The sequence below is a fragment of the Thermogutta sp. genome, assembly GCF_039793925.1.
Lineage (GTDB): Bacteria > Planctomycetota > Planctomycetia > Pirellulales > Thermoguttaceae > Thermogutta.
The window spans coordinates 6,773-27,012 of sequence record NZ_JBAMME010000165.1; the positions used below are offsets into that span (position 1 = coordinate 6,773).

16 protein-coding genes are annotated in these 20,240 nt (G+C 57.5%); 9 read left to right on the plus strand and 7 right to left on the minus strand.

What is annotated here, in order from left to right; all coding sequences use genetic code 11:
- Positions 1-48: 48 nt before the first annotated feature.
- Positions 49-276 carry a cold shock domain-containing protein gene (locus ABJK56_RS06360; protein WP_347243825.1) on the plus strand — a complete coding sequence of 76 codons (228 nt, stop codon included), beginning with the start codon at positions 49-51 and terminating at the stop codon, positions 274-276.
- A gap of 268 nt (positions 277-544) precedes the next feature.
- Here ABJK56_RS06360 and ABJK56_RS06365 read toward each other — a convergent pair whose 3' ends face one another.
- The 3 genes from ABJK56_RS06365 to fliD form a co-directional block, all read right to left on the minus strand.
- Positions 545-1,411: an MqnA/MqnD/SBP family protein gene (locus ABJK56_RS06365; RefSeq protein ID WP_347243826.1), complete on the minus strand. Its 867-nt coding sequence runs from the start codon at positions 1,409-1,411 to the stop codon at positions 545-547.
- Positions 1,412-1,450: 39 nt separating this feature from the next.
- Positions 1,451-2,017 (minus strand): flagellar export chaperone FliS, encoded by a 567-nt coding sequence (gene fliS, locus ABJK56_RS06370; RefSeq protein ID WP_347243827.1) that lies wholly within the window; start codon positions 2,015-2,017, stop codon positions 1,451-1,453.
- A gap of 66 nt (positions 2,018-2,083) precedes the next feature.
- Positions 2,084-4,852 (minus strand): flagellar filament capping protein FliD, encoded by a 2,769-nt coding sequence (fliD, locus tag ABJK56_RS06375; RefSeq protein WP_347243828.1) that lies wholly within the window; start codon positions 4,850-4,852, stop codon positions 2,084-2,086.
- Positions 4,853-5,174: 322 nt separating this feature from the next.
- On the opposite strand from fliD, the gene ABJK56_RS06380 reads away from it, so the two are divergent.
- The 4 genes from ABJK56_RS06380 (at position 5,175) to ABJK56_RS06395 (ending at position 9,479) form a co-directional block, all read left to right on the plus strand.
- Positions 5,175-6,248 (plus strand): hypothetical protein, encoded by a 1,074-nt coding sequence (locus tag ABJK56_RS06380; RefSeq protein ID WP_347243829.1) that lies wholly within the window; start codon positions 5,175-5,177, stop codon positions 6,246-6,248.
- 86 nt (positions 6,249-6,334) lie between these two features.
- Positions 6,335-6,580, plus strand: coding sequence for a hypothetical protein (locus ABJK56_RS06385; RefSeq protein WP_095413974.1), 246 nt, complete (start codon positions 6,335-6,337; stop codon positions 6,578-6,580).
- Positions 6,577-7,581 carry a tyrosine recombinase XerC gene (gene xerC, locus ABJK56_RS06390; RefSeq protein WP_347243830.1) on the plus strand — a complete coding sequence of 335 codons (1,005 nt, stop codon included), beginning with the start codon at positions 6,577-6,579 and terminating at the stop codon, positions 7,579-7,581. Before ABJK56_RS06385 ends, xerC begins: the two co-directional genes overlap by 4 nt.
- Before the next feature lie 164 nt (positions 7,582-7,745).
- Positions 7,746-9,479, plus strand: a complete 1,734-nt coding sequence (locus ABJK56_RS06395; protein ID WP_347243831.1) for an arylsulfatase — start codon at positions 7,746-7,748, stop codon at positions 9,477-9,479.
- A gap of 129 nt (positions 9,480-9,608) precedes the next feature.
- On the opposite strand, the gene ABJK56_RS06400 is transcribed toward ABJK56_RS06395, so the two are convergent.
- From ABJK56_RS06400 to epmB, 3 genes are all read right to left on the minus strand, one after another.
- Entirely contained in the window at positions 9,609-10,385 is a 777-nt protein-coding gene (locus ABJK56_RS06400; protein ID WP_347243832.1) for a hypothetical protein, read from the minus strand.
- A gap of 40 nt (positions 10,386-10,425) precedes the next feature.
- A complete protein-coding gene (locus ABJK56_RS06405; protein WP_347243833.1) occupies positions 10,426-11,235 on the minus strand; it encodes a CpsB/CapC family capsule biosynthesis tyrosine phosphatase in 810 nt (269 codons plus the stop codon).
- 356 nt (positions 11,236-11,591) lie between these two features.
- Positions 11,592-12,779 (minus strand): EF-P beta-lysylation protein EpmB, encoded by a 1,188-nt coding sequence (gene epmB, locus ABJK56_RS06410; protein WP_347243834.1) that lies wholly within the window; start codon positions 12,777-12,779, stop codon positions 11,592-11,594.
- 195 nt (positions 12,780-12,974) lie between these two features.
- Between epmB and efp the strand changes: the two genes are divergently transcribed.
- The 4 genes from efp (at position 12,975) to ABJK56_RS06430 (ending at position 18,608) form a co-directional block, all read left to right on the plus strand.
- On the plus strand, positions 12,975-13,544 hold the full coding sequence (gene efp / locus ABJK56_RS06415) for an elongation factor P (RefSeq protein WP_347243835.1): 570 nt from the start codon (positions 12,975-12,977) through the stop codon (positions 13,542-13,544).
- A gap of 34 nt (positions 13,545-13,578) precedes the next feature.
- Positions 13,579-14,580: an EF-P lysine aminoacylase EpmA gene (gene epmA, locus ABJK56_RS06420; RefSeq protein WP_347243836.1), complete on the plus strand. Its 1,002-nt coding sequence runs from the start codon at positions 13,579-13,581 to the stop codon at positions 14,578-14,580.
- Between the two features lie 417 nt (positions 14,581-14,997).
- On the plus strand, positions 14,998-16,449 hold the full coding sequence (locus ABJK56_RS06425) for an aspartyl protease family protein (protein WP_347243837.1): 1,452 nt from the start codon (positions 14,998-15,000) through the stop codon (positions 16,447-16,449).
- Between the two features lie 593 nt (positions 16,450-17,042).
- Positions 17,043-18,608 (plus strand): trypsin-like peptidase domain-containing protein, encoded by a 1,566-nt coding sequence (locus tag ABJK56_RS06430; RefSeq protein ID WP_347243838.1) that lies wholly within the window; start codon positions 17,043-17,045, stop codon positions 18,606-18,608.
- A gap of 123 nt (positions 18,609-18,731) precedes the next feature.
- Here ABJK56_RS06430 and ABJK56_RS06435 read toward each other — a convergent pair whose 3' ends face one another.
- Positions 18,732-19,901 (minus strand): uroporphyrinogen decarboxylase family protein, encoded by a 1,170-nt coding sequence (locus ABJK56_RS06435; RefSeq protein ID WP_347243839.1) that lies wholly within the window; start codon positions 19,899-19,901, stop codon positions 18,732-18,734.
- Positions 19,902-20,240 lie beyond the last annotated feature (339 nt).

The window sequence follows — 20,240 nt, forward strand, 5'->3', positions numbered from 1 at the left end:
GTGCGGACAGATGTCCGCGAGTATGTTTCGTTTTGAGGAGTGGCTTTAATGGCCGAGGGTGTTATCAAGAAGTTGGTAGTGGACCGTGGTTTTGGCTTCATCCAAACCACTGGTGCCGGTCGCAAGTCGGATGTCTTCTTCCACTTTTCCGCAGTGGAAGGGGCTCGCTTCGAGGACCTTCACGAAGGTCAGGCAGTCGAGTACGATCTGAGCTCTGAAGCGCCGAATCCGGGCCGCGGCAAAGGCCCCCGTGCGGTTTCCGTTCGCCCCAAGTGAACGGTGATCGCTTCGTAAGCCCGACCGTCCAGAGACGCAACGATCACTGTCGATCGGGATTCACAGTTCTTCGTCTGCCCAAGATCCGCTCGTAAATAACGCTGGGGTCGTCGGGTAGGTCCTCGGTGAGTCCACGAGCACCGGACCGAGGGGTAAATTGGTGACGATATGCACCCAACAGGGACCATTGCGGTCCCTGTTGTTCTTTCTTGGCCCAGGTCAGCCCTCATTTTCGTTTCGGCTCTTGCCGCTGACCCACGGGACCTTGTCACTCGTCTTTCACAAACTCCGGATCAATCAACTCGGGAAGAGCCCCCACCTCAAATCCCCGCCGCAAAAAGAGACGAACCGCTTCCTCCCCTTGCGATCCTAGCTCCTGGGTCCACCGATTCACGTACATGCCCACGAATCGATCCGCGAGCGAATGATCGAGGTCTCGCGCATACTGCATCGCATAGGCAAGGGCCTCATCGCGATGTGCCAACGCATAATCGATGCTCTCCCGGAGCAGCCGGTGCACGTCCCGTCGGATCTCCGGAGCAAGATCGCGCCGGATAGCATTGCCGCCCAGCGGAAGCGGTAACCCCGTTGCGCTAGTCCACCACTCTCCTAAATCCACCAGTTTGACGAGCCCCTCCCTGGCGAATGTCAGTTGTCCTTCGTGGATGAGAAGTCCTGCGAGCACGGGCTGATCGCCATAATGACCCTCTGCCACCTTGCGGGGAATCTCATCAAATGGCACCACAATAAACGGAAAATCTTCCCCAAGATACAGACGCAGGGCTAAAAAGGCACTCGTCCATCGGCCGGGCACCGCGATCGGGCCTCGACGCAACTCGTCCCGGCTCAGCGAGTGCCGAGCCACCAGCAGCGGACCGTAGCCGTCCCCCATACTGGCACCGCACCGGCATAGGATGTACCGCTCACGCACCCGCGCATAAGCATGGAAGCTGAGAGCAGTCAACTCCAACTCGCCCCGTATCGCCCGCTGATTCAGCGTCTCGATATCGACCAATTCATGGACAAACCGGTAGCGCCCGGTGGGAATCTTCTCCGCTGCCAGGGCGTAGAACATGAACGCATCATCGGGATCGGGACTGTGCCCTACCCGGATTGTCACCATCTCTTGGGGCATGACTCCTCCTGCATTTCCGAGAAAAAGTGGCAGGGAAACTCAGGCTTCCCACGAAAAGCCCGAAGTATATTCCCCGGCATACTCGGAAGCAGGAGCGTCTGTCAAGCCACGGAGCGAATGCGGGGCCGCTGGTTGACTGCGGGCAGGGGAAGACTCTTCCGAATCAAAGCCCGACGCGGAGGACGTCTGCTCCTCAGAAGAAAATTGCACGTTCTCCTGCGTTTTGGAAGTGGCCGCCAGACGATGGCAGAGCTCCTGCCAGGTCTCTCGCTGGATGGCCAGTACCTGGAGAGCGTCTTCCAGGGGCTTTTCCTCCCTCTTTAGTCCCGCTTCGACAAGACATCGATAAACAAAGGTATAAAGCGCCGCCACACGTCGAGCGATGGGCAAACCGCTGTCCGTTTTGATCCCGGAAAGAATTTCAGCGACAATCTCCTGAGCGCGAATAAGCGATTCAAACCCCGCATCGAACTGGTTTTCCCGCCACAGATGCCGGGCACGCTCGATGAATCGGATGGCGCCCTCGATCAGCATGAGATGCAGCCGCTGCGGTGGCGCCGTCAGAATATCCGCTTCGCGGTAGCTATCTCCAATCGATGCCGACATAACAGACCGTCCAACCCGAAGCGTTCGCGGATTTAAGCGTGCAGATTATCACAACATCCCCGGTGCTCACCGATTATTGTTTCGGCCGCCACTGGTGAAATACATGGGGATGGGCTGGATCTGCGAGACGATATCGATATTGCTCTTGATCTTGGCGATGGCGGACTCCAAACGGTAAAAGTAGAGCAACAATTGCTCTTTTCTTCGGTCAAGCTTGGCGTTCCACCATTCGATTCTCTGTTGGTTTTCTTCGTACTTCCGCGTGAGAGCAATGAATCGTTGCGCCATCAGCGATACATCTTGCCCCACTAAACTTTCAGCGAGTTTGTCAAACTTTGCCGCAAAGCCAAAAGTTTTATCCGTGAAAAACTTTTCCACCGCGTCAGGATTGTTGGCAAACTTTTCTTTAAGTTTGGAGCTATCAAAGTCGAGCCTGCCATCGTCCTTGATGCTTACTCCGATCTCCGCGAGTGACTGGATACTTCCTGCTCCCACAAATCGCGAACTGAGAATATAGGAGATTTCACTCCCCAGTCGGATGGCCGTCGGGTCCTGGGCCAGAATTTCGCCCTTTTGCGTGGTTGTGTCGTATTTCGTCAGCTCCTGATAACGCTTCCAGAACTTGTTGTAGTTATCCACAAAGGCTTGCACGCTTGCCACCACATCGGTATCTGTGGTGGTCACTTGGACACTCACTGGCATCGAGGAGGACTGCTTGACTTCCAGTTCCAGTCCGGGCACGACATTCGCGAATTTGTTGCTGGAAGAGGAAAGCACCACCGCTCCCGTGGTTCCCGCCTGTCCGACGGCCAGTTGCGCATCCCGGGCCTCCGCAAAGCGTGTCAATCCGAGATCCAAGGACCCCTCGTCCACGACCATCTGCGCCAGGTGTCCCCCGCGCTCGCTTACCAGAGACAGTCGGTAGGGTCGATTGGAACCGTCGTAGATAATCGTCGCTCGCACCCCCGCATTGAGTGCGTTGATCTTGTCCCGCAAGGTTTGCAGGGAATCGTTGGCTTCCAGCGTCACCTGGTAGGTCAGCGCTCCGTCGATGGCGTAGTCGCTTTCCCCAGAAAAATCTTGGAGGGTGCTTTCTTTGAGAATTCCCAGATCCGCGGCGGCCCTCCCGTTGACATCATTGACCACCAAAGTGCCAGTCCCGTTGGCCAGATCCCGAAGAAGGATACCGTCCCCTGTAGCGTTGATGGTGGCATTGACGTTGGCAGCTCCCCGATTGATAGCGGCGAGGACATCGCCGATCGTTTGGGCACCGATGGCCGCGAGGTCCACAGTGGTGCTCACCCCCTTGCTGTCCGTAACGGTGAACCGCCCCATTGCCACCCCCCGTCCCCCGTTCAATTCACTCAGTTTGGTATTGACCGAGATCACCCGCAGATGAAGATCACCGCTATTTTTGACACTGACTGCATCATCCACGGCGATTTTGAGCTTTTCCGCGGTTTGAGAGCTATCGAGTGTCTCGATTTTGAGGTTGCCCGTCCCACCTGAGATATCTTTGATGACCAGTCCGTTACGCGCCGCATTGACGGCAGCTTGCACACCAATCCCGGCCGCGTTGATGGCGCGGATGACGTCCTCCAGGGTTTCTGCGGCAGAAAGATCCACAGTCGCCTGATTGCCCGCCCGATCCGTAATTTGAATCGTCCCGAGATCACCTAATCCCTTTCCCCCGTTGAGCTGGGAAAGCGCTGGAGACTTCAGACTTCCGATCAAGCGACGTCCCGTAATCGTGTCCCCGCTGGCAGTGACGTCCAGGCCAAGCTCCTTCAACGCCTGAGAGCCGTAAAGCGCCGAAAGGGTGAATTGTCCCGTTCCGCTGGTCAGATCTCGCAGGACCAGGCGTTTGCCATCTGCAGAAATCTCAGCCTGCAGCTTGCCCGGTGCAGCCTGATTGATTCTATTGACGATATCGCCCAGGGTCCGTTCTGTCTGTCGGGTTCCACCACTGGGGGGCAACGGGTCGAAATCGATGACCCCGGTCGTCCCGTCACGAAGCTGGAAGGAAATATCGGGGAGCGTGGAGCTGGCCGAGATTCCCAGCCCGTCGTTGAGCTCGCTCAATAGTGTGTCCGAAGTCAACCAGACGATATCCTGCCCATCGGCAACGCTGGAAGCCGTGTCGATCCCCGCTAAACCGAGCGACGCAGCAGCTTGCCCGCCGCCGATGTCCTGGACGCGGAGGTTCGTCACGCTGGCGCCGGTCAGATCGGTGAGACGAATGTGATCCCCCACTACCTCCGCCCGGACGTTGATGTGCGTGTTGCTATTGATCGCGTTGATGACATCGTCGAGAGTCTGCACCGTGGTCAGATCGATCTCCGCAGACGCCCCACTCCGGTCTGTGATCCGGACAAGCCCGCGCTGAAACCCCTGCCCCCCGCGGAGGAGGTCAAGGTCGAGCGATCGATCGACTCCCGGGCCAAATCGAAAGGAGAGCGTTCCCGCTCCCAGCGGCTCGGTCTGCTCCCGCACCCCCTTGCTGAGCCACTGCTCCAGCTGAACAGTGCGCAGCGGCGTGAAGATATAGGAACCCAGAGTGGGTGAGCCGGTCACACGGACACCCAAAGCCGCGTCGTTGCTACTGGTGGCTGTCCGCTTGTCGAAAATGGCTGTTTTGCCGAGGTTCTTAACGGGATACTGGACGGCCATCAAGAGGGCGGAAAGTTCGGTGATGGCCGCCCGTTCCGCGTCAATCTTCTTGTTCGCTTCTTGGAGGTTGTCGCGGGGCCTGGACTCAATCTGCATGAGCTTATCCACGGTGTCGCCGATCGGGACACCGGTGATGAGTCCGACGTTGGATTGAATCCGACCCATATGGAACTCCCGCGCAGATTTCTCGCCCCACAAAATCTACCTTGTTTAACATCGGCTCGATGGCTCAGGGATATTGAACGGCTCCGCCAGACCAACGACCTGTCCGGCTTTGGCCTCTTTGAAGGAAATGTAGTACCTACACAACGCTACTCACGTTTTCCGAAAAAAAGAAGTAGAGGATTTACGTCGACTTTACCGATAAAGAAATCGCCTCCAACCGCCTGTTTGGCCCCACGTTGGTTCAATCTTGAAAACTTACACAAGACAGATAAACCGCGTGGTGACGAACGGCAGAACATTGATCAAGCTGTCCTGAGCGGAAATGATTCGGGATCGCCGCCAATCTGTTACCGAAAACGACTCCTTGTGCCCCATGCGGGAGCTCCCGCGTCGTGGGGCACTTTCTGGCATCGGAGAACAACGGCGATCCTCCAAACTCTCACGCTTGATCGCGGCAACACCCTCAGCGTTCTTGCTGGGTCTGGTCATCATGGCAGGGTGCACCCTCATCCCCAGACCTGCGGTGCAGCCGATGATCCACAATCCTTTTCCGCAAATCCATAAAGTGGCTGTCGCCCCGTTCTTTAACCTCTCCACCGAACCTACTCTCGACGGTCGTCAGGTGGCCATCGCGTATTACAACGAACTCCAAGAAATTCCCGGCTTTGAAGTGATACCGGTGGGCGTGGTGGAGCGAGCCATGACCATCCACCGGATCAGCCTCAACAGCGCGGCGGACGCCCGACGTCTGGCCCAGGTCCTGGGGGCTGACGCCGTCGTCGTCGGTGCCGTGACCGAGTATTCCCCCTACTACCCGCCTCGCTGCGGTCTGCAGGTGGAATGGTACGCGGCCAACCCGGGCTTTCACCCCGTTCCACCCGGGTACGGCCTCCCGTGGGGGACCGACGACGAGCGTCATATCCCCCGTCGGTTGCTTCTGGAAGCACAGATTGCCTATGCCCGTGGTGCTCTCGCGGAAGCCACCCCGCAGTGTGATGCCGCCACTACCACCGCCTGGAGTTCGAGCGGCGAAAAGGCTCCGGCTACGTCCGACAGTGCCGTCTCGAAATCCGCGTCGGGTGCGGCAGAAAACGAGATTTCTCCAGAAAAGCTCGTCCCCCAAGCAACTCCCGCAAATCCACCCTGCATACCGACGAATGAGCCGTTCCTCGTCCACACCCGGGTTTATAACGGGGGAGACGAGCGATTCACCCGGTTGCTCCGGGAGTATGCGCGATTCCGTAATGACGCGCAGCTCAGTGGATGGCAGCCCTACCTTGCGAAAAGTGAGGAATTCCTGCGTTTTTGTTGCCGTCTGCATATTTGGGAAATGTTGACCGCACGGGGAGGTGCCGACGAAATGGAAGTGACGTGGCGGCCTCCCGACGTCCGATAACAGAAATAAAGGTCGGAACCTGGCAAAAACAATCTGGCATTTTTCACATTTCGGCGAGATTCAACTACCACAGGAGTGCCCGAGTCGTGAGCCGAGAAATCAATGTCATCGCTTTGATCAAGGGAGGGGAGCGCTACATCTTCCTTTATGATGATGACAACCGTCTGGAAATGATCCGTACATTGGGACGGTTCGCTGCCCATCCCGAATTGAGCTTCAGTTGGTACGACGCGGCCGTACTGAGTCAGAAAATCCGCCAGGAGGCACGGCGACGGGCCCTGCAGAATCGATTCAAAGCCAAACAGCCGGCCGACCCGGACGATCACGCGTGACCCGCACCGTTGGACAGTCAGGAGTTGCAGAATCGCTCCTGTCGCTTTCGCACAAGATTTCTTTCCGTGAGAAATTCCCGATTTTCCGGAAGGCGGATATGCAGTCGGCCATCGGGCAGTTTTTGCGGTATCTCGCCGTCGAGAAAAACGCCTCGGCCAACACCATCAAAAGTTACCGCGAAGATCTCACGGCTCTTGCGGAGTACCTCACAGAAGCCTATGGCGGCCGGTGCCCCTCTCCCGATGAGGTAACGACTCTCGATCTGCGAGGCTATGTCGCAGCTATGCACGAGGCAGGTTACGCCCCGGGAACCATCGCCCGACGGCTCGCCAGTCTGCGGAGCTTTTTCCGTTTCGGGATGCGTCAAGGGTGGGTAAAAGAGAACCCCGCTAAACCGCTCCGCAATCCCCGCAAGCCACGCAATTTACCGCATGTCCTTTCCACTGAGGATGTGCAAAAGCTCCTGGAGGCCCCTTCGGCTTCTTCTCCGATGGGGCTGCGCGATCGGGCGATCCTGGAAACGCTCTACTCCGCAGGGCTGCGGATCAGCGAACTCATCGGTTTGAATGACAGCGACATTGATTTAGCCGCGGAAATTGTTCGGGTTCGGGGCAAGGGTCGTCGCGAACGGCTCGCCCCTCTTGGTTCATTCGCAGTCCGAGCCATCCGCCGCTGGCTGGCCGTAAGAAAGGTTCATCCCAGTTTGCGTGATCAGCCTGATCGCCCCCTTTTTGTCAATCGCTTTGGTCAGCGGTTGACGACCCGAAGTGTCGCCCGAATGCTGGAAAAATACCTCCGACAAACTGGTCTGGATCGTCGCACGACGCCTCACACGCTGCGCCACAGTTTCGCCACACACCTCCTCAACGCGGGGGCGGATATTCGCAGTGTCCAAGAGTTGCTGGGACACAAAAGCCTCGTCACCACCCAGATCTACACCCACTTAACCACCGCCAACCTGAAGGCCGTGTACGAAAAGGCCCATCCTCGGGCAAGATAGAACGGCGCAACTCACACGCTCATCCCGCAACAGATTCACCTGACCAGTGGAACACGTCTTCTCCTCATGGTATAACTGGAACCGAGCGCGCAGATGCCTCACACCGAACGGTGCTGCGCCAACACGATTCGCATCTTGCTCTTCGCCCTGGGGAGGCCAATCCGATGCATACGTCACAACGAGCAATTCCTGATGCCGTCCGTGTCACCAGAGGATTTCTCCTGACCGCGGTAACTGCGGTTGCCTTGTTGGTAGAAACATCCTCGATTTACGCCACCAACACGGTGCCGACGAATGCTTTGGAACAGGCCACTTCGGCTGCAGCATCCGCCAAGACACCACCCAACTTTGTGATCATTCTCGCGGATGATATGGGCTATTCCGACCTGGGCTGCTATGGGGGCGAGATTGAGACGCCTCATCTCGATCGTCTGGCGGCCAACGGACTGCGATTCACGCAGTGCTACAATTCCGCCCGGTGCTGGCCTTCCCGCGCAGCCATCATGACGGGATACTACCCCCAGCAGGTGCGGCGCGATACCGTTCCCGGTGTTCGCAGTGGTGGTAGCGGATTACGGCCGGCGTGGGCCCCGCTCCTGTCCGAAGTCCTGAGACAACACGGCTACCGATGCTATCACTCGGGTAAGTGGCACATTGATAAACAACCCTGGACAAGTGGCTTCGATCACGGCTACGTGCTCAACGATCATGATCGTTTCTTTCATCCCAAGAATCATCTGGAAGATGGCCATTCCCTTCCCACCCCTGGCCCGAACGATGGGTACTACGCGACGACGGCCATTGCCCAGTATGCGGTGAAGTATCTCACAGAACACGCGACAGAGTATCGCGAAAAACCGTTTTTCCTCTACCTGTGCTTCACATCTCCGCACTTCCCACTCCAGGCACCCCAGGAAGTCATTGCCCAGTACCGCGATCGTTATCGGGTGGGATGGAATGTCATTCAAGAGCAGCGGGGCAAGCGGCTTTTAGAAATGGGCCTGGTCCGCAACAGCCCACCACCCATGGAGGTCCATTTGGGACCTCCGTATGACTTTCCAGAGGCATTCAGAATCCTCGGCCCAGCCGAGGTGAAATATCCCATCCCCTGGAAAGACCTCACGCCGGAACAGAAAGAATTCCAAACCACCAAGATGGCGATCCACGCTGCCATGGTCCACATCATGGATGAGGCGGTGGGCATGGTTGTGGAGCAACTCCAGAAAATGGGTGTCCTCGACAATACCGTGATTTTCTTCGCCTCCGACAACGGCGCCAGTGCCGAGATCATGGTGCGTGGCGACGGCCATGATCCCAACGCTCCGATGGGTAGCGAAAAGACGTTTCTCTGCCTGGGTCCGGGCTGGTCAAGTGCTTCCAATACCCCCTTCCGCCGTCATAAAACGTGGGTCCACGAAGGCGGTATTTCCACCCCGCTTATCGTCCACTGGCCGCAGGGAATCACCGCCCGCGGCGAGCTCCGGCATACACCCGTTCACTTCGTGGATGTTTTCCCAACGGTCCTTGAACTGGCAGGAATTTCCATGCCCGATCGCTGGAACGGGCAGGAGCGTCCACAGCCACCGGGAAAGAGCATCGTCCCGCTGTTCACCCAAGATGGCACTGTAGCGCACGACTTCTTCTGGTTCCTCCACGAGGGCAATCGGGCCATCCGCGCCGGCGACTGGAAGCTCGTTGCCGCCCGGGGCGATCCCTGGGAACTGTACAACTTAGCCGAAGACCGCGGCGAGACGAACAATCTGGCGGCAAAACTGCCAGCGAAAGTCGCAGAACTGGAAGAACTTTGGAACCGTCTGTGGGAGCTGTATCAACAAGATGCCAAACGTGATCTGGCGGAAAGTCAGGCGTCCGATGCAACCAAGCGAAAAGCTAAGTGATACCGCCACTGACAGACGTGGGCACACTGTTGTTCCGACTAACTGGACTATTGAGGATGGACCGTTGCCTCAGTTAACCCATCCTGGGCTTCTTCATTCCATCTCTCACCCGTTGAAACCGACCTGGGGCTACATGCGGAAATGGTCGAGGAATAAGGTACGCAGCGATCCGAGGCGTGCTTCTGTGCGCTGGGCGAGACTTCCTGGCACCCCGTAATTCTGGATGGTCCGCAAATAATCCGTCAGCTCCTGTCGTGCGGCAGGTGGTCCGTGGATAAAAAAATGCACCCACGCCCATGCCCAGCGATAGGCACTGCTATCCATGTCCTCCATGCTGGCGATCTGTTCGAGTTTGTTCAGAGAAGGCACATACCCGAGTCGGGCCCAGAAGCGTACGGTCTTGTAATAGGAGTGCCCAAACATCCGATCGCCCGGCGGGGCCTCGAAATACTCCGCCAGTCCCTCATCAAGCCACAGGGGGACCATGGGCAAAGCCGTGTGCAAAAGGGCGTGTGTTGCCTCATGGCGCAGGTCAGTGGCCAGCTCCCGACTCCGATAAGCCAGCACGAACGCGCGTCCGGAACGCTCCAGGTATAATGCCCGACGGTAAGGAACGTCAGGGAATTCTCGCCGGAGAAATTGCTGATATTCGTGTTGGGAATCAAAAATCAATACCGTCACCGGGCGTTGACCCAGTTCAATTCCCAGAGCCGCTTCAATATCCTCGGCCAGATGCCCGAGATCGTCGATAAGATCCTCAATTTGACTAAGAGGAAATCGAGCGTAAATGTTAAACCCGCCGACGGTGCGACTATCCACCCACACTCCCTGGGCCGTGACGACGGACCCCAGAAGACCAGGTTGCGTCAGGATAGCCAGAAATAATGCCGCCAACACACTGCACATGCTTTGTTGTAGGCTTGTTCCTTGACCAGAGAGGTCGCACTCAACCGGCCAGTCGCCGCCATGCCCGTCGCCAGAAAGGCTCCACCGCTTCAACTCGTTCCAGGCTTTGGACAGGCAGCCCTCGGACAATCCTCGCGGGATTGCGACGGCAGAGAATATCCGCCACATCGCGGCCCAATCGTCGCGCGATATGCCGGGCGGCTTCCCCCATCACTGGCGGCCGCCCACGAACTCCATGGCCGTCGCTTGCCACCACATGGACCCGCCCAGCCAGCAAAAGCTCTTCAGCAAACTGCCTGATAGCCGGACCAAAGGCTCCCGTCAGGCTTCCCGCCGTCAGTTGGATCAGCGCACCGGCGGAAATGACTTCTTGTAGTTTCTCGGGGTGCCGCAAAAGGGCTGTATTTCGCTCGGGATGGGTGAGAATCCCCGTCACCCCAATCCGTTTCAATTCCCGCAACAACGAATCAAGGGGAAAATACACGTCGTGGGGAAGCTCCAAAAGCAAATAGCGGCCACCCCCCAGCGTGGAAACCTCGCCCCTTTTTAACGATTCGACCAAGCCCTCATCAATCCGCACGTCTGCCCCGTTGAAAATTTCGAGAGGAATGGCGGCCTCGAGAAGCTTGCGTTTCAGCTCCTCGCAACGAGCGGCGATCACCGCTGGCGTATTCTCCTCGTAACGCCCCCGCTGATGGGGAGTCGCCACGATCCAAGCGATGCCATCTCGCACGGCCAGCCGGGCCATGGCAAGAGTTTGATCCCAGTTCGGCGGCCCGTCGTCCAATCCCGGAAGAATGTGACAGTGAATATCCACCCAACCCGGGGGCAGAGAACCCGCGTGTTCCATCCTTGGCCGACTCATCGGTACGGAAAACGTTTCCTGGTGACCGGTCCGTAAAACCGATCACACTGCGATCCATCACCTCAACGAGCGGAAGATTAGGCACTGCCGCTGACGCAGGTCAAGGGCAGTCAGGGCCGACTTCTTCCCCAACCACTTCTCGTTAACCCATACGCCCGAGTAGTGACCGGGCAATTCACGAATTCCCCCTCCTGTGAACGGGGCCATCTTTTTTGAACGGCCAGGGTTCTCATCCACTGCAACTCTCGGACCGAGTGACTACTGGCCGCTCGGTAGAAGAGGCGCAACACCAAAATAGGGGCTGTGGCGAAGGATGCCACCAAACGTTTAGATTCTCCGACCTAAAATATGAGCACTTTCGACGTGGCGCCGGGAACTTCCCGAACGTAGCGAGGAACAAGGTAGCCCGGTAGGCGCTGGCGAAGGGCCGCCATAATTTCGCGACCCCGCTCTTCGGACACCTCAAAATGATGGGTACCGGACACCCTGTCGAGCTGGTGCAGATAATAGGGCATCACGCCCAGTTCCGAGAGCTTCTCGTAAAGCTCAGCAAGTACCTCCGCCGAGTCATTCACTCCCGCCAGGAGAACAGACTGCACGAACAAATATGCACCTGTTTCCCGGAGACGACGAATCCCCTCCGCGACAGTCTCGTCAATTTCGTGGGGATGATTAGCGTGGAGGACGACGACCTTCGTCAACGAACATCGCTTGAAGGTGGCGACCAGGTCGGCCGTCACCCGCTGCGGGATGACAACCGGCATGCGGGTATGGACACGGACCCTTCTTACGTGGGGAATACTCTCTAGGGCCTCTAACCACGCGATCCAATCCGAATCGTCAATAATGAGGGGCTCCCCACCACTGAAAATGACCTCGGTTATTTCAGGATGGATGGTCAAGTATTCTACGGCGCTAGCAATCAAACGGGGTCGCGTGCTGTATGAGGTTTCTGTCCGCGTTGGTCCGCCACCAAGGGCTTTGACATAGGGAAAATGCCGGCGGAAGCAGTACCGGCAATGGACGGGACAGGCCGGGTGCGTTACGATAAGAATTCTGCCGTGGTATTTGCTGAGGATCCCGGGGGCCGCCAGCGCAGCCTGTTCCTGAAGGGGATCGGTCGTGAATCCCTCGGCCGCCTGAGTTTCTTCCCACACGGGGAGGAACTGACGAAGCACGGGGTCGCAAGGGTCGCCTTTCCGAATCCGGGGAAGGAGAGTCCGAGGCAACAAGAGGGGAAACCCTTTCCCGGCCTGGTGGGCGTGTTCGGCCAGCGAACTCGGGAGCTCCAGCTCGCGGCACAGCTCCTGCGGGTCCCGAATGGCCTCTGCCAAAACGGTTTTCCAGTCTGGTATCCTGAGAAAATCGGACTGAGACTCGCTTAGCAAAGCAACTTCAGACATGGCGGAGGCAGAGGAAAATTTCACGGGGTTGACGTCGAACAGACGACAAGCGCTTGACCTGACTTTAAGACTGTGCTCAAAAACCGGTGTGCATAGCACGACGCTGTTGCCGCAAATGGGAGCCATGGCTCGACACCACGGCAAGCCGTTATCCTGAACGCGGCTTTTCGTTATCGTAGCGGCATCGGCAGGTGCTGGGAAGCGTCTGCCAAAATACCGAAATACATCGCGGCGCTGTTTATAACGGTTCAGCGCACGCCTGTGCAATAAGAAGATATTCCGCGAAAGCACAAACAGAATCCAGAACGAGAGGGTTGGAACGTGGCCACTTACAACACCAGTGAATTTCGCAAAGGTTTGAAGGTTCAGCTTGACGGTGAACCTTACCTGATGATCGAATGTACCTTCGTCAAGCCGGGGAAAGGTCAGGCTCTTTATAAATGCAAGCTAAAGAACCTGATCCGCAACACAGTTATCGACCGCACGTACAAGAGTGGCGATACCATTGAAGCCGCCGACGTGGAAGAGATCGAAGCCCAGTTCCTCTACCGGCAGGGCGATTCGTTCATCTTCATGGATAACAACACGTACGAGCAGTACGAGTTGACTAAGGATCAGGTGGATGAAGCCTGGAAATATCTCAAAGAGGGCATGCCATGTACCATGCTGCTTTTTAATGGTAGGCCGATCTCGGTGACGCCGCCTAACCACGTGGTTCTTCGGGTGGAATACTGCGAACCTGGCGTCCGTGGCAACACGGCCACCAACGTGACCAAACCCTGCCAACTGGAGACCGGCGCGGAAATTATCGTTCCGGCGTTCGTGGAAATTGGCGACCTCATTAAAATTGACACACGCACGGGTGAGTACATTGAACGCGTGAAAGAATAACATCGGCCGACTTGTTCATTCACTCTTCCGGATGATGGACACCCGTTCGCCCGACAATGATTTCAGACCCACCGCTCGGTGGGAAATTTTGCGGATGCGGGCAGAACTTCTGGAAGAGTTTCGGCAATTTTTCAAGGAGCGGGGATTCCTCGAGGTGGAAACCCCGCTTCTTTCCCAGGATACGGTAGTCGATCGTCATCTCGATCCCTTCTGGGTGTGCGATGTGGAACGGCCGGAAGAAATCAGGCCCAGTACGCCCCGATACTTTTTGCAAACCTCTCCAGAATTCGGGATGAAGCGGTTACTGGCGGCTGGCGGGCCGGGAGCCATTTATCAGATCACGCGGGCGTTTCGACGTGGAGAAAAGGGCCCGCTCCACAATCCCGAATTCACCATCGTGGAGTGGTATCGCGTCGGTGACAATTACCAGTCGGGGATGGAACTTCTCGCCGACCTGGCCGAAAGAATCCTCAAAGGCGGGCGCCCTTCCATCTGCACCTACAGCGATGTTTTCCGGGACGCAGTCGGAATCTACCCTTTGGAAGCCAGCGGATCGCAACTGCAGGGCGTCGCCCGGTTTCTCGGCATTGCCTGGCCCGAGTCTCTGGCCGTGGATGACCGCGACGGGTGGCTTGATCTTCTCTGGTCGGAGTGCGTCCAACCCCGGCTAGGACACGATCGCCCTGTGATTGTGTGCGACTATCCACCCAGTCAGGCCGCGCTGGCTGTTGTCCGAGCCGACACCCCACCGGTCGCAGAGCGCTTTGAGCTCTTTTTCCGGGGGGTGGAGCTGGCCAACGGGTACCACGAGCTGCGTGACCCGGAGGAACTGCGGAGGCGAATTCGCGCAACGAACGCCCAGCGGATCAGCGATGGAAAGAGCCCTCTGCCCGAGGAAAGCCGCTTGCTTCGCGCGATGGAGCACGGCTTATCGCCCTGCGTCGGCGTGGCTCTGGGATTTGACCGCGTCGTCATGCTGCGTGCCGGAGTGCGGTCCCTGCGAGAGGTCCTCGCCTTTCCGTTCGACATTGCGTGAAGTCGCCCAGCTCCCCATCTTGTGAGTGCAAAGCCCATAACAAACCCGGGCGTGGAGCGACGTGTGGCACCGTTGTCGGCCAAACGTTTGTGGGGTATTCATCCCGTCATCGGCACGTGCACCAAGTCTTTGGATCGGCCGGCACAGTCCCCGCGGGCCTTTGGCCAAAGACCTGGCAATGCTCGAGACGCGGGAAAGACGATCCTCTCAGTATTCTTTTGAACATCACACCAGATTATAGGATTGTATGCCGCGATCGAAGGGCTTTCTCGGGGTTTGTCAAATAATTCTTAAGAAATCCGTTGCAAGCCCTGGATACACGGTTAAAATGAGGGGCGACTGGAGAGACTTGTCATGCCGTGCGAACGGTTTCCCATCCGGCACGGCGTGCCATCTCGTTCAACAGGAGCAAGTGCGATGGTAGCGAGACTGGTTCGCCCCGTCCTTGTCGCAGCTTTCATTGCCGGATTCGGATTTGCCGGAATCACCCGAGCCGGCGACGTGCAAATCGATCTCGATCCGGCCACTGATCTGTTTGGCAATCAGATCGAGGTCATCCAAGGCTACAACTGGGGCGGAGATTGGGCGCTGGCATTCGGGATCTATGATACCGGCGCGAGTGTGGTCACACTTTCGGCCACCGATCGAGCTTTCTTCGATTTACTGGGAGCACCCGTGCCCATCAAGGTGCCTGATGGAGCGGTGGCTGACGCCATTGACGGCGTGATTGTCGGCGACGTTTCCATGCCGATGACGTTCTGGACGGATGGGCTGCACGCGGTGTCGTTCTCCTGGGATGCGGGACTGGGCCTGGATTTCAACTATGATCTCACCGGCGGCGTTACAGTCCCTGGAGTGCAAGTTTTTGTGGGAACGGACACCGGTAGCGCACAGCTTCCAAATATTGCCGGGACACCGGTGCATTTCGGGTCGATAGCGGGCACGTCTGCTTTTCCCGCTGCAAAGGTCGACATGCTCGGCTATGAGTTCGATTTAGGGGCCTTTTTCGCTGACGATCCAAGCTGGGCATCCCTCTTTGCGGGAATTGTGCTCTACATGCCCGACCTGAGTTTCGTGCCCGCGGGCACACGTCTTGCCGCCATTCCGGGGAGCACGACCGATCCGGTACGGATTCCCCTGACGCTCTTCGGCCCGGAAAACTACAGCAATCCCGGCAACGAGGTGACCGTCGCTCCCAACCCCGTCCAGGAGCAGGTGTCTCTCGGTGAAGCCCTGGCCACCGTGAGCAATGCGGTGTTTCTCTTTGATACCGGAGCCTCAATCAGTGTCATCAGCACGGCGATTGCACAGGCACTCGGTTTTGATTTGAATTCACCGGAGACCACGATCGACATCATGGGAGCGGCAGGGAGCCCCATCACGGTGCCCGGTTTTACCGTCGACTGGTTAGCGCTACCTATTGACACGGATTTCGACGGAGTGGTCGACGGGGAACTCCGCTTCACCAACGCGCCTGTATTTGTCGTCGATTTAGTGGAAGGCCTGGATGGCATCCTGGGAATGAATCTGTGGAGCTGGGCGCGGGAACTCCTCTACGACCCGTACGACCCGCTCGGCCCTTCGCTTCAGGCGACTTTTCTGCTCACTCGGGAAACACTTTCTCCCGAGGAACAGGATGCGCTGGAAAGCCTCGCTGAAGCTAATCCACTCCTTGGCCAGTTGTTTGGTATCTCAAGCGGTCCGTTGTCATTTCCCCGGTTTGAAATTCAGGGGGGTCCCACGGGTGGGGAGGTCATTCCGGAACCCAATACAGCTTGTTTGCTCATTCTCGGGGCCGCTGCACTAGGCCTGACCTGGAATCGCCGTCGCAAAACTTTGGAGCGTGGCTTCTCCCGCACTGCGGCGTGAGGCAGTGGCAGGGAACGCGCATAAGCCGCCGGCGCGTGGCCTCTTTCATTCGTCTTCGCCCCTGACTCTGCCGCTGCACTGCTGGGGCCGCATGAGACCCCGCATGGGGGTTCTCGCTCCGCTTCCCTCGCTGCCTTGCCCCCATGTTGTGCGCAAACGGAAGGCGAGGGAGTCGCCGTGCTGCTAGGCCCCCAAAAGTGGCCGGTTAGTGGTATCTGATTTGCACAAAAGACATTCGGCATTCTTAGAGCCTGGAAGCGGGTTCTAATCTGGCAACAGACTGTCACTTTGACAGGAAACAGGCGCGAAAACAGAACCTCTGTAGCGCTTTTGAAGACAGGCAAAACTCTCTTGCCACATTTCGCGCCCGATCGGCAACCAAGTTCGTAGATGAATCCGATAGGCCAGGATGGCAGCAAAAGCGGAAGACGCCATTTGGTTATGATAAGGAGGTCCGAAGCGGTCGCGATGACCCGTTGTCGCTTCGGAGGAAACCGTACTTCGAAAACGTTTCGCTCTGGAAGAGCGATGGGCTATAGCCCAGGATGCGAACCAACCTCACTTGCCCGTTTTTCAGAAAGGAGGAGACAGCCATGTCGCGCTGGATCGACGCGGTGCGGAAACACTACCTTTTGGCGCTCATCGGAATTGTGACACTCCTTACAGGGAGCGGCCTTCTGGTAGGAAGTTTGGAGAGTCAGGAGCGCACCACCAAACTCAATCTTGCCGCCCCCAAGCCAAAGGCGGCTTCCCCCCAGCATGAATTCGCCAATCAGTTATCGGCGGCATTTCGCCAGGCTGCCCAGGAGGTTTTACCCAGCGTGGTCATGATTAGGACGTTTGCCCAAGCCGGCGGGCGGGATGAAACGCTGTCCCCCTTCGACGAGGATCTTTTCCAGGGAACTCCGTTCGACGAAATGCTTCCGCCGGAATTCCGATATTTCTTCCGTCGCGGCCCCATGCCGCCGCGCGTCATTCAGGGCCTCGGTTCCGGAGTGATCATCGATCCTGCCGGCGTCATTCTCACCAACTCGCATGTCGTGGATGAGCAGGGGAAAGTCATTGTGAGACTCCACGACGGCCGTGAATTCCAGGCCGTGGACGTAAAAACCGATCCCAAAACAGACCTGGCCCTGGTGTGGATCAAGGGAGCCACGGGACTGAAGGCGGCGGTCCTGGGGGATAGCGATCAGGTCCAGGTGGGTGACTGGGTGTTGGCTCTCGGGCAGCCCTTCGGTTTGGAAGGAACTGTAACCGCCGGGATCGTCAGCGCGAAGGGACGTGGACTTGGAATTGCCGTACGGGAGAATTTCATTCAGACGGATGCCGCCATCAATCCGGGCAACAGCGGCGGTCCGCTCGTGAACCTGGACGGGGAAGTGATCGGCATCAATACCGCCATCAGCACCCGATCGGGTGGATATGAGGGAATCGGCTTTGCCATCCCGTCGAATCTGGCCAAGTTTGTGGCCATACAGCTTGCAGAAAAAGGTGTTGTGCGACGCGGATATCTGGGCGTGGCGATTCAGCCGATTGAAGGCGATCTGGCATCTCAGCTTGGCGTGGAACCGCATGAAGGCGTGCTGGTGGCCGAAGTGTATCCCAACACGCCGGCGGCCGTGGCTGGGATCAAGTCGGGTGACATGATCCTCAGCTTCGATGGGAAACGGGTCACCATGCCCAATGAGTTGCAAAGCCTCGTCGAGGAGGCCACGATCGACACGCCCCACAAGGTGGAGATTCTGCGTGATGGCAAGAAAATGACTCTGGAGGTCGTCGTTCGCGAACAGCCCGCCGAATATGGAATGGAGCGCGTGCCCGGCCGTCTCCGCCGTGGCGGTCGCGCTCTGCCAAAGGAGAACGAGAACTTTGCTAAACTGGGCATCCAGGTGGAAACGCTGACCTCTGATGTGGCCCAGCAACTCGGCATCGACGTCAAAGAGGGTGTGGTGATCACGAACGTGACCCCGGGTAGCCCGGCCCAATTGGCTGGCCTTGAAGAGGGCATGGTCATCGTGGAAGCTAATCGCCAGAAAGTGACCAGTGTCAGCGATTTGAGCAAGGCCCTTCAGGCCAAACCGTTGAGTGAGGGTGTTCTCCTCCGGGTAGTCACGCCTGAAGGTGTCTCACGGTACGTGGCGATTCGCGTGAGCGAATAAGCCGAGCCTACTAGCCCCCGATTTCTCCCCAACCCGTCCGACGGCGTCATGGTCCTCCCGGGACTGTGACGCCGTTCTTTTGTTTGATATCTGCTCGAACGCTTGCTGCAGTAACGCAGGCGATCACTTCCCGTAAAAGCCGTATTCATACGCCGCATCGTAGAGCGCGACGATATTCTCCGGAGGGACCCCGGCCTGAATGTTGTGGACATTGTTGAAAACATATCCGCCGCCGGGTTTCCAGGTCTCGAGATTGCGACGAACGTGCTCGCGAATCTCCTGCGGGGTGGCATATGGGAGCACATGCTGCGCGTCGATAGCACCGCCCCAGAAAACAAGGCGATCACCCCATTGGGCCTTGAGCGTTCGGGGATCCATGTCCCGGGCACTGATCTGTACGGGATTGAGGATGTCAATCCCGTTATCGATCAAATCCGGAATATAGACCGAGCATGCACCGCAGGTATGATACCAAATTTTGGCACGGGTGCGCGCGCGAATGTACTGGACCAGTTTCTTCTGCCGGGGTTTGACAACCCGGCGGTAAAACTCGGGGTTGAAGAGAGGCCCGTTCTGACCGGTCAGATCATCGCCGATCATGATGACATCGACGAGGTCGCCTACCTCCTGGAGAAATACGCGGAACCAGTCCAGCCAGAACTGCAGGGTGCGATCGAGAAGCGCCTCGCAGAATTCTGGCTGTTCGATCATGTCCATGAACCACCGTTCCAGGCCCCGCATGTACCAGCAGATTTCGTACACCACTCCGGAGATACCACTCACCACGGCGTAGGGCGTCTCTTCACGAAGCCGCCGCGCTTCCTCCCGCAGGCCCACAAAACGTGAAGGATCATCACCGCGGGGAAAAGGATAGTCTTCGAGGTCCCGCAAGGTGGCCTCTGCCAAGGGATGGTAGGTGATGTCCATATAAAGACCGTCCTCCGCGGGCATGGACCACCGCACGCCGAATTCGTCCACCAGATCATACCATCGCTTGCCATCGCGGACGGCTTCGGTAATTCCGCCTTTCCAGTTTTCTGAGGGTTTAGCAAAAATGTATCGGGTGTCAATGCGAAAGCGCTGCAGCACCTGTTCGGATGGCCTGGCAAGTTGCTGGACCGCGTCCATGATTTCGATCTTTTCCTCCCAGCCGAGATGCTTCACAAGGGCCTCGTAGGCCAGACGGTGGATGCCGGTTTGGTTGCCGCCCAAATCCAAGGGCACGCGATCGGGCTCCTGATGATTGAGAGCCGCTAACACCCGTTCCCGCGGAAGCATCGTTTCCTTTTTCATCGCCCGAGTCTCTCTTTCTCCTTTTCAGCAAAACCTCTGTCGGACGCCCCCCAATGATCTCCCACGAACCCGTTACCCGCACACAGATCGTCGCTTACCCTTCTGCGGGTGACAACTGCGGGAGGGTAGCACATTCCGAGTCCTGGCTTGAAAAATACTCCACCACAAACGTCCACACAAGTCGTGTGGCGATTTCTGTTCGGCATTGGCGTCCGCTGGGGCGATATAATTGCAAAAGTGGGACAAACAAAAGTGAACCAAGGCCAACGGGATGCGTGCCGGTCCCTGGTGTCAGTCTGATGCCGGCAGCCATAGGATCCTATTTTTCTCACAAATCGA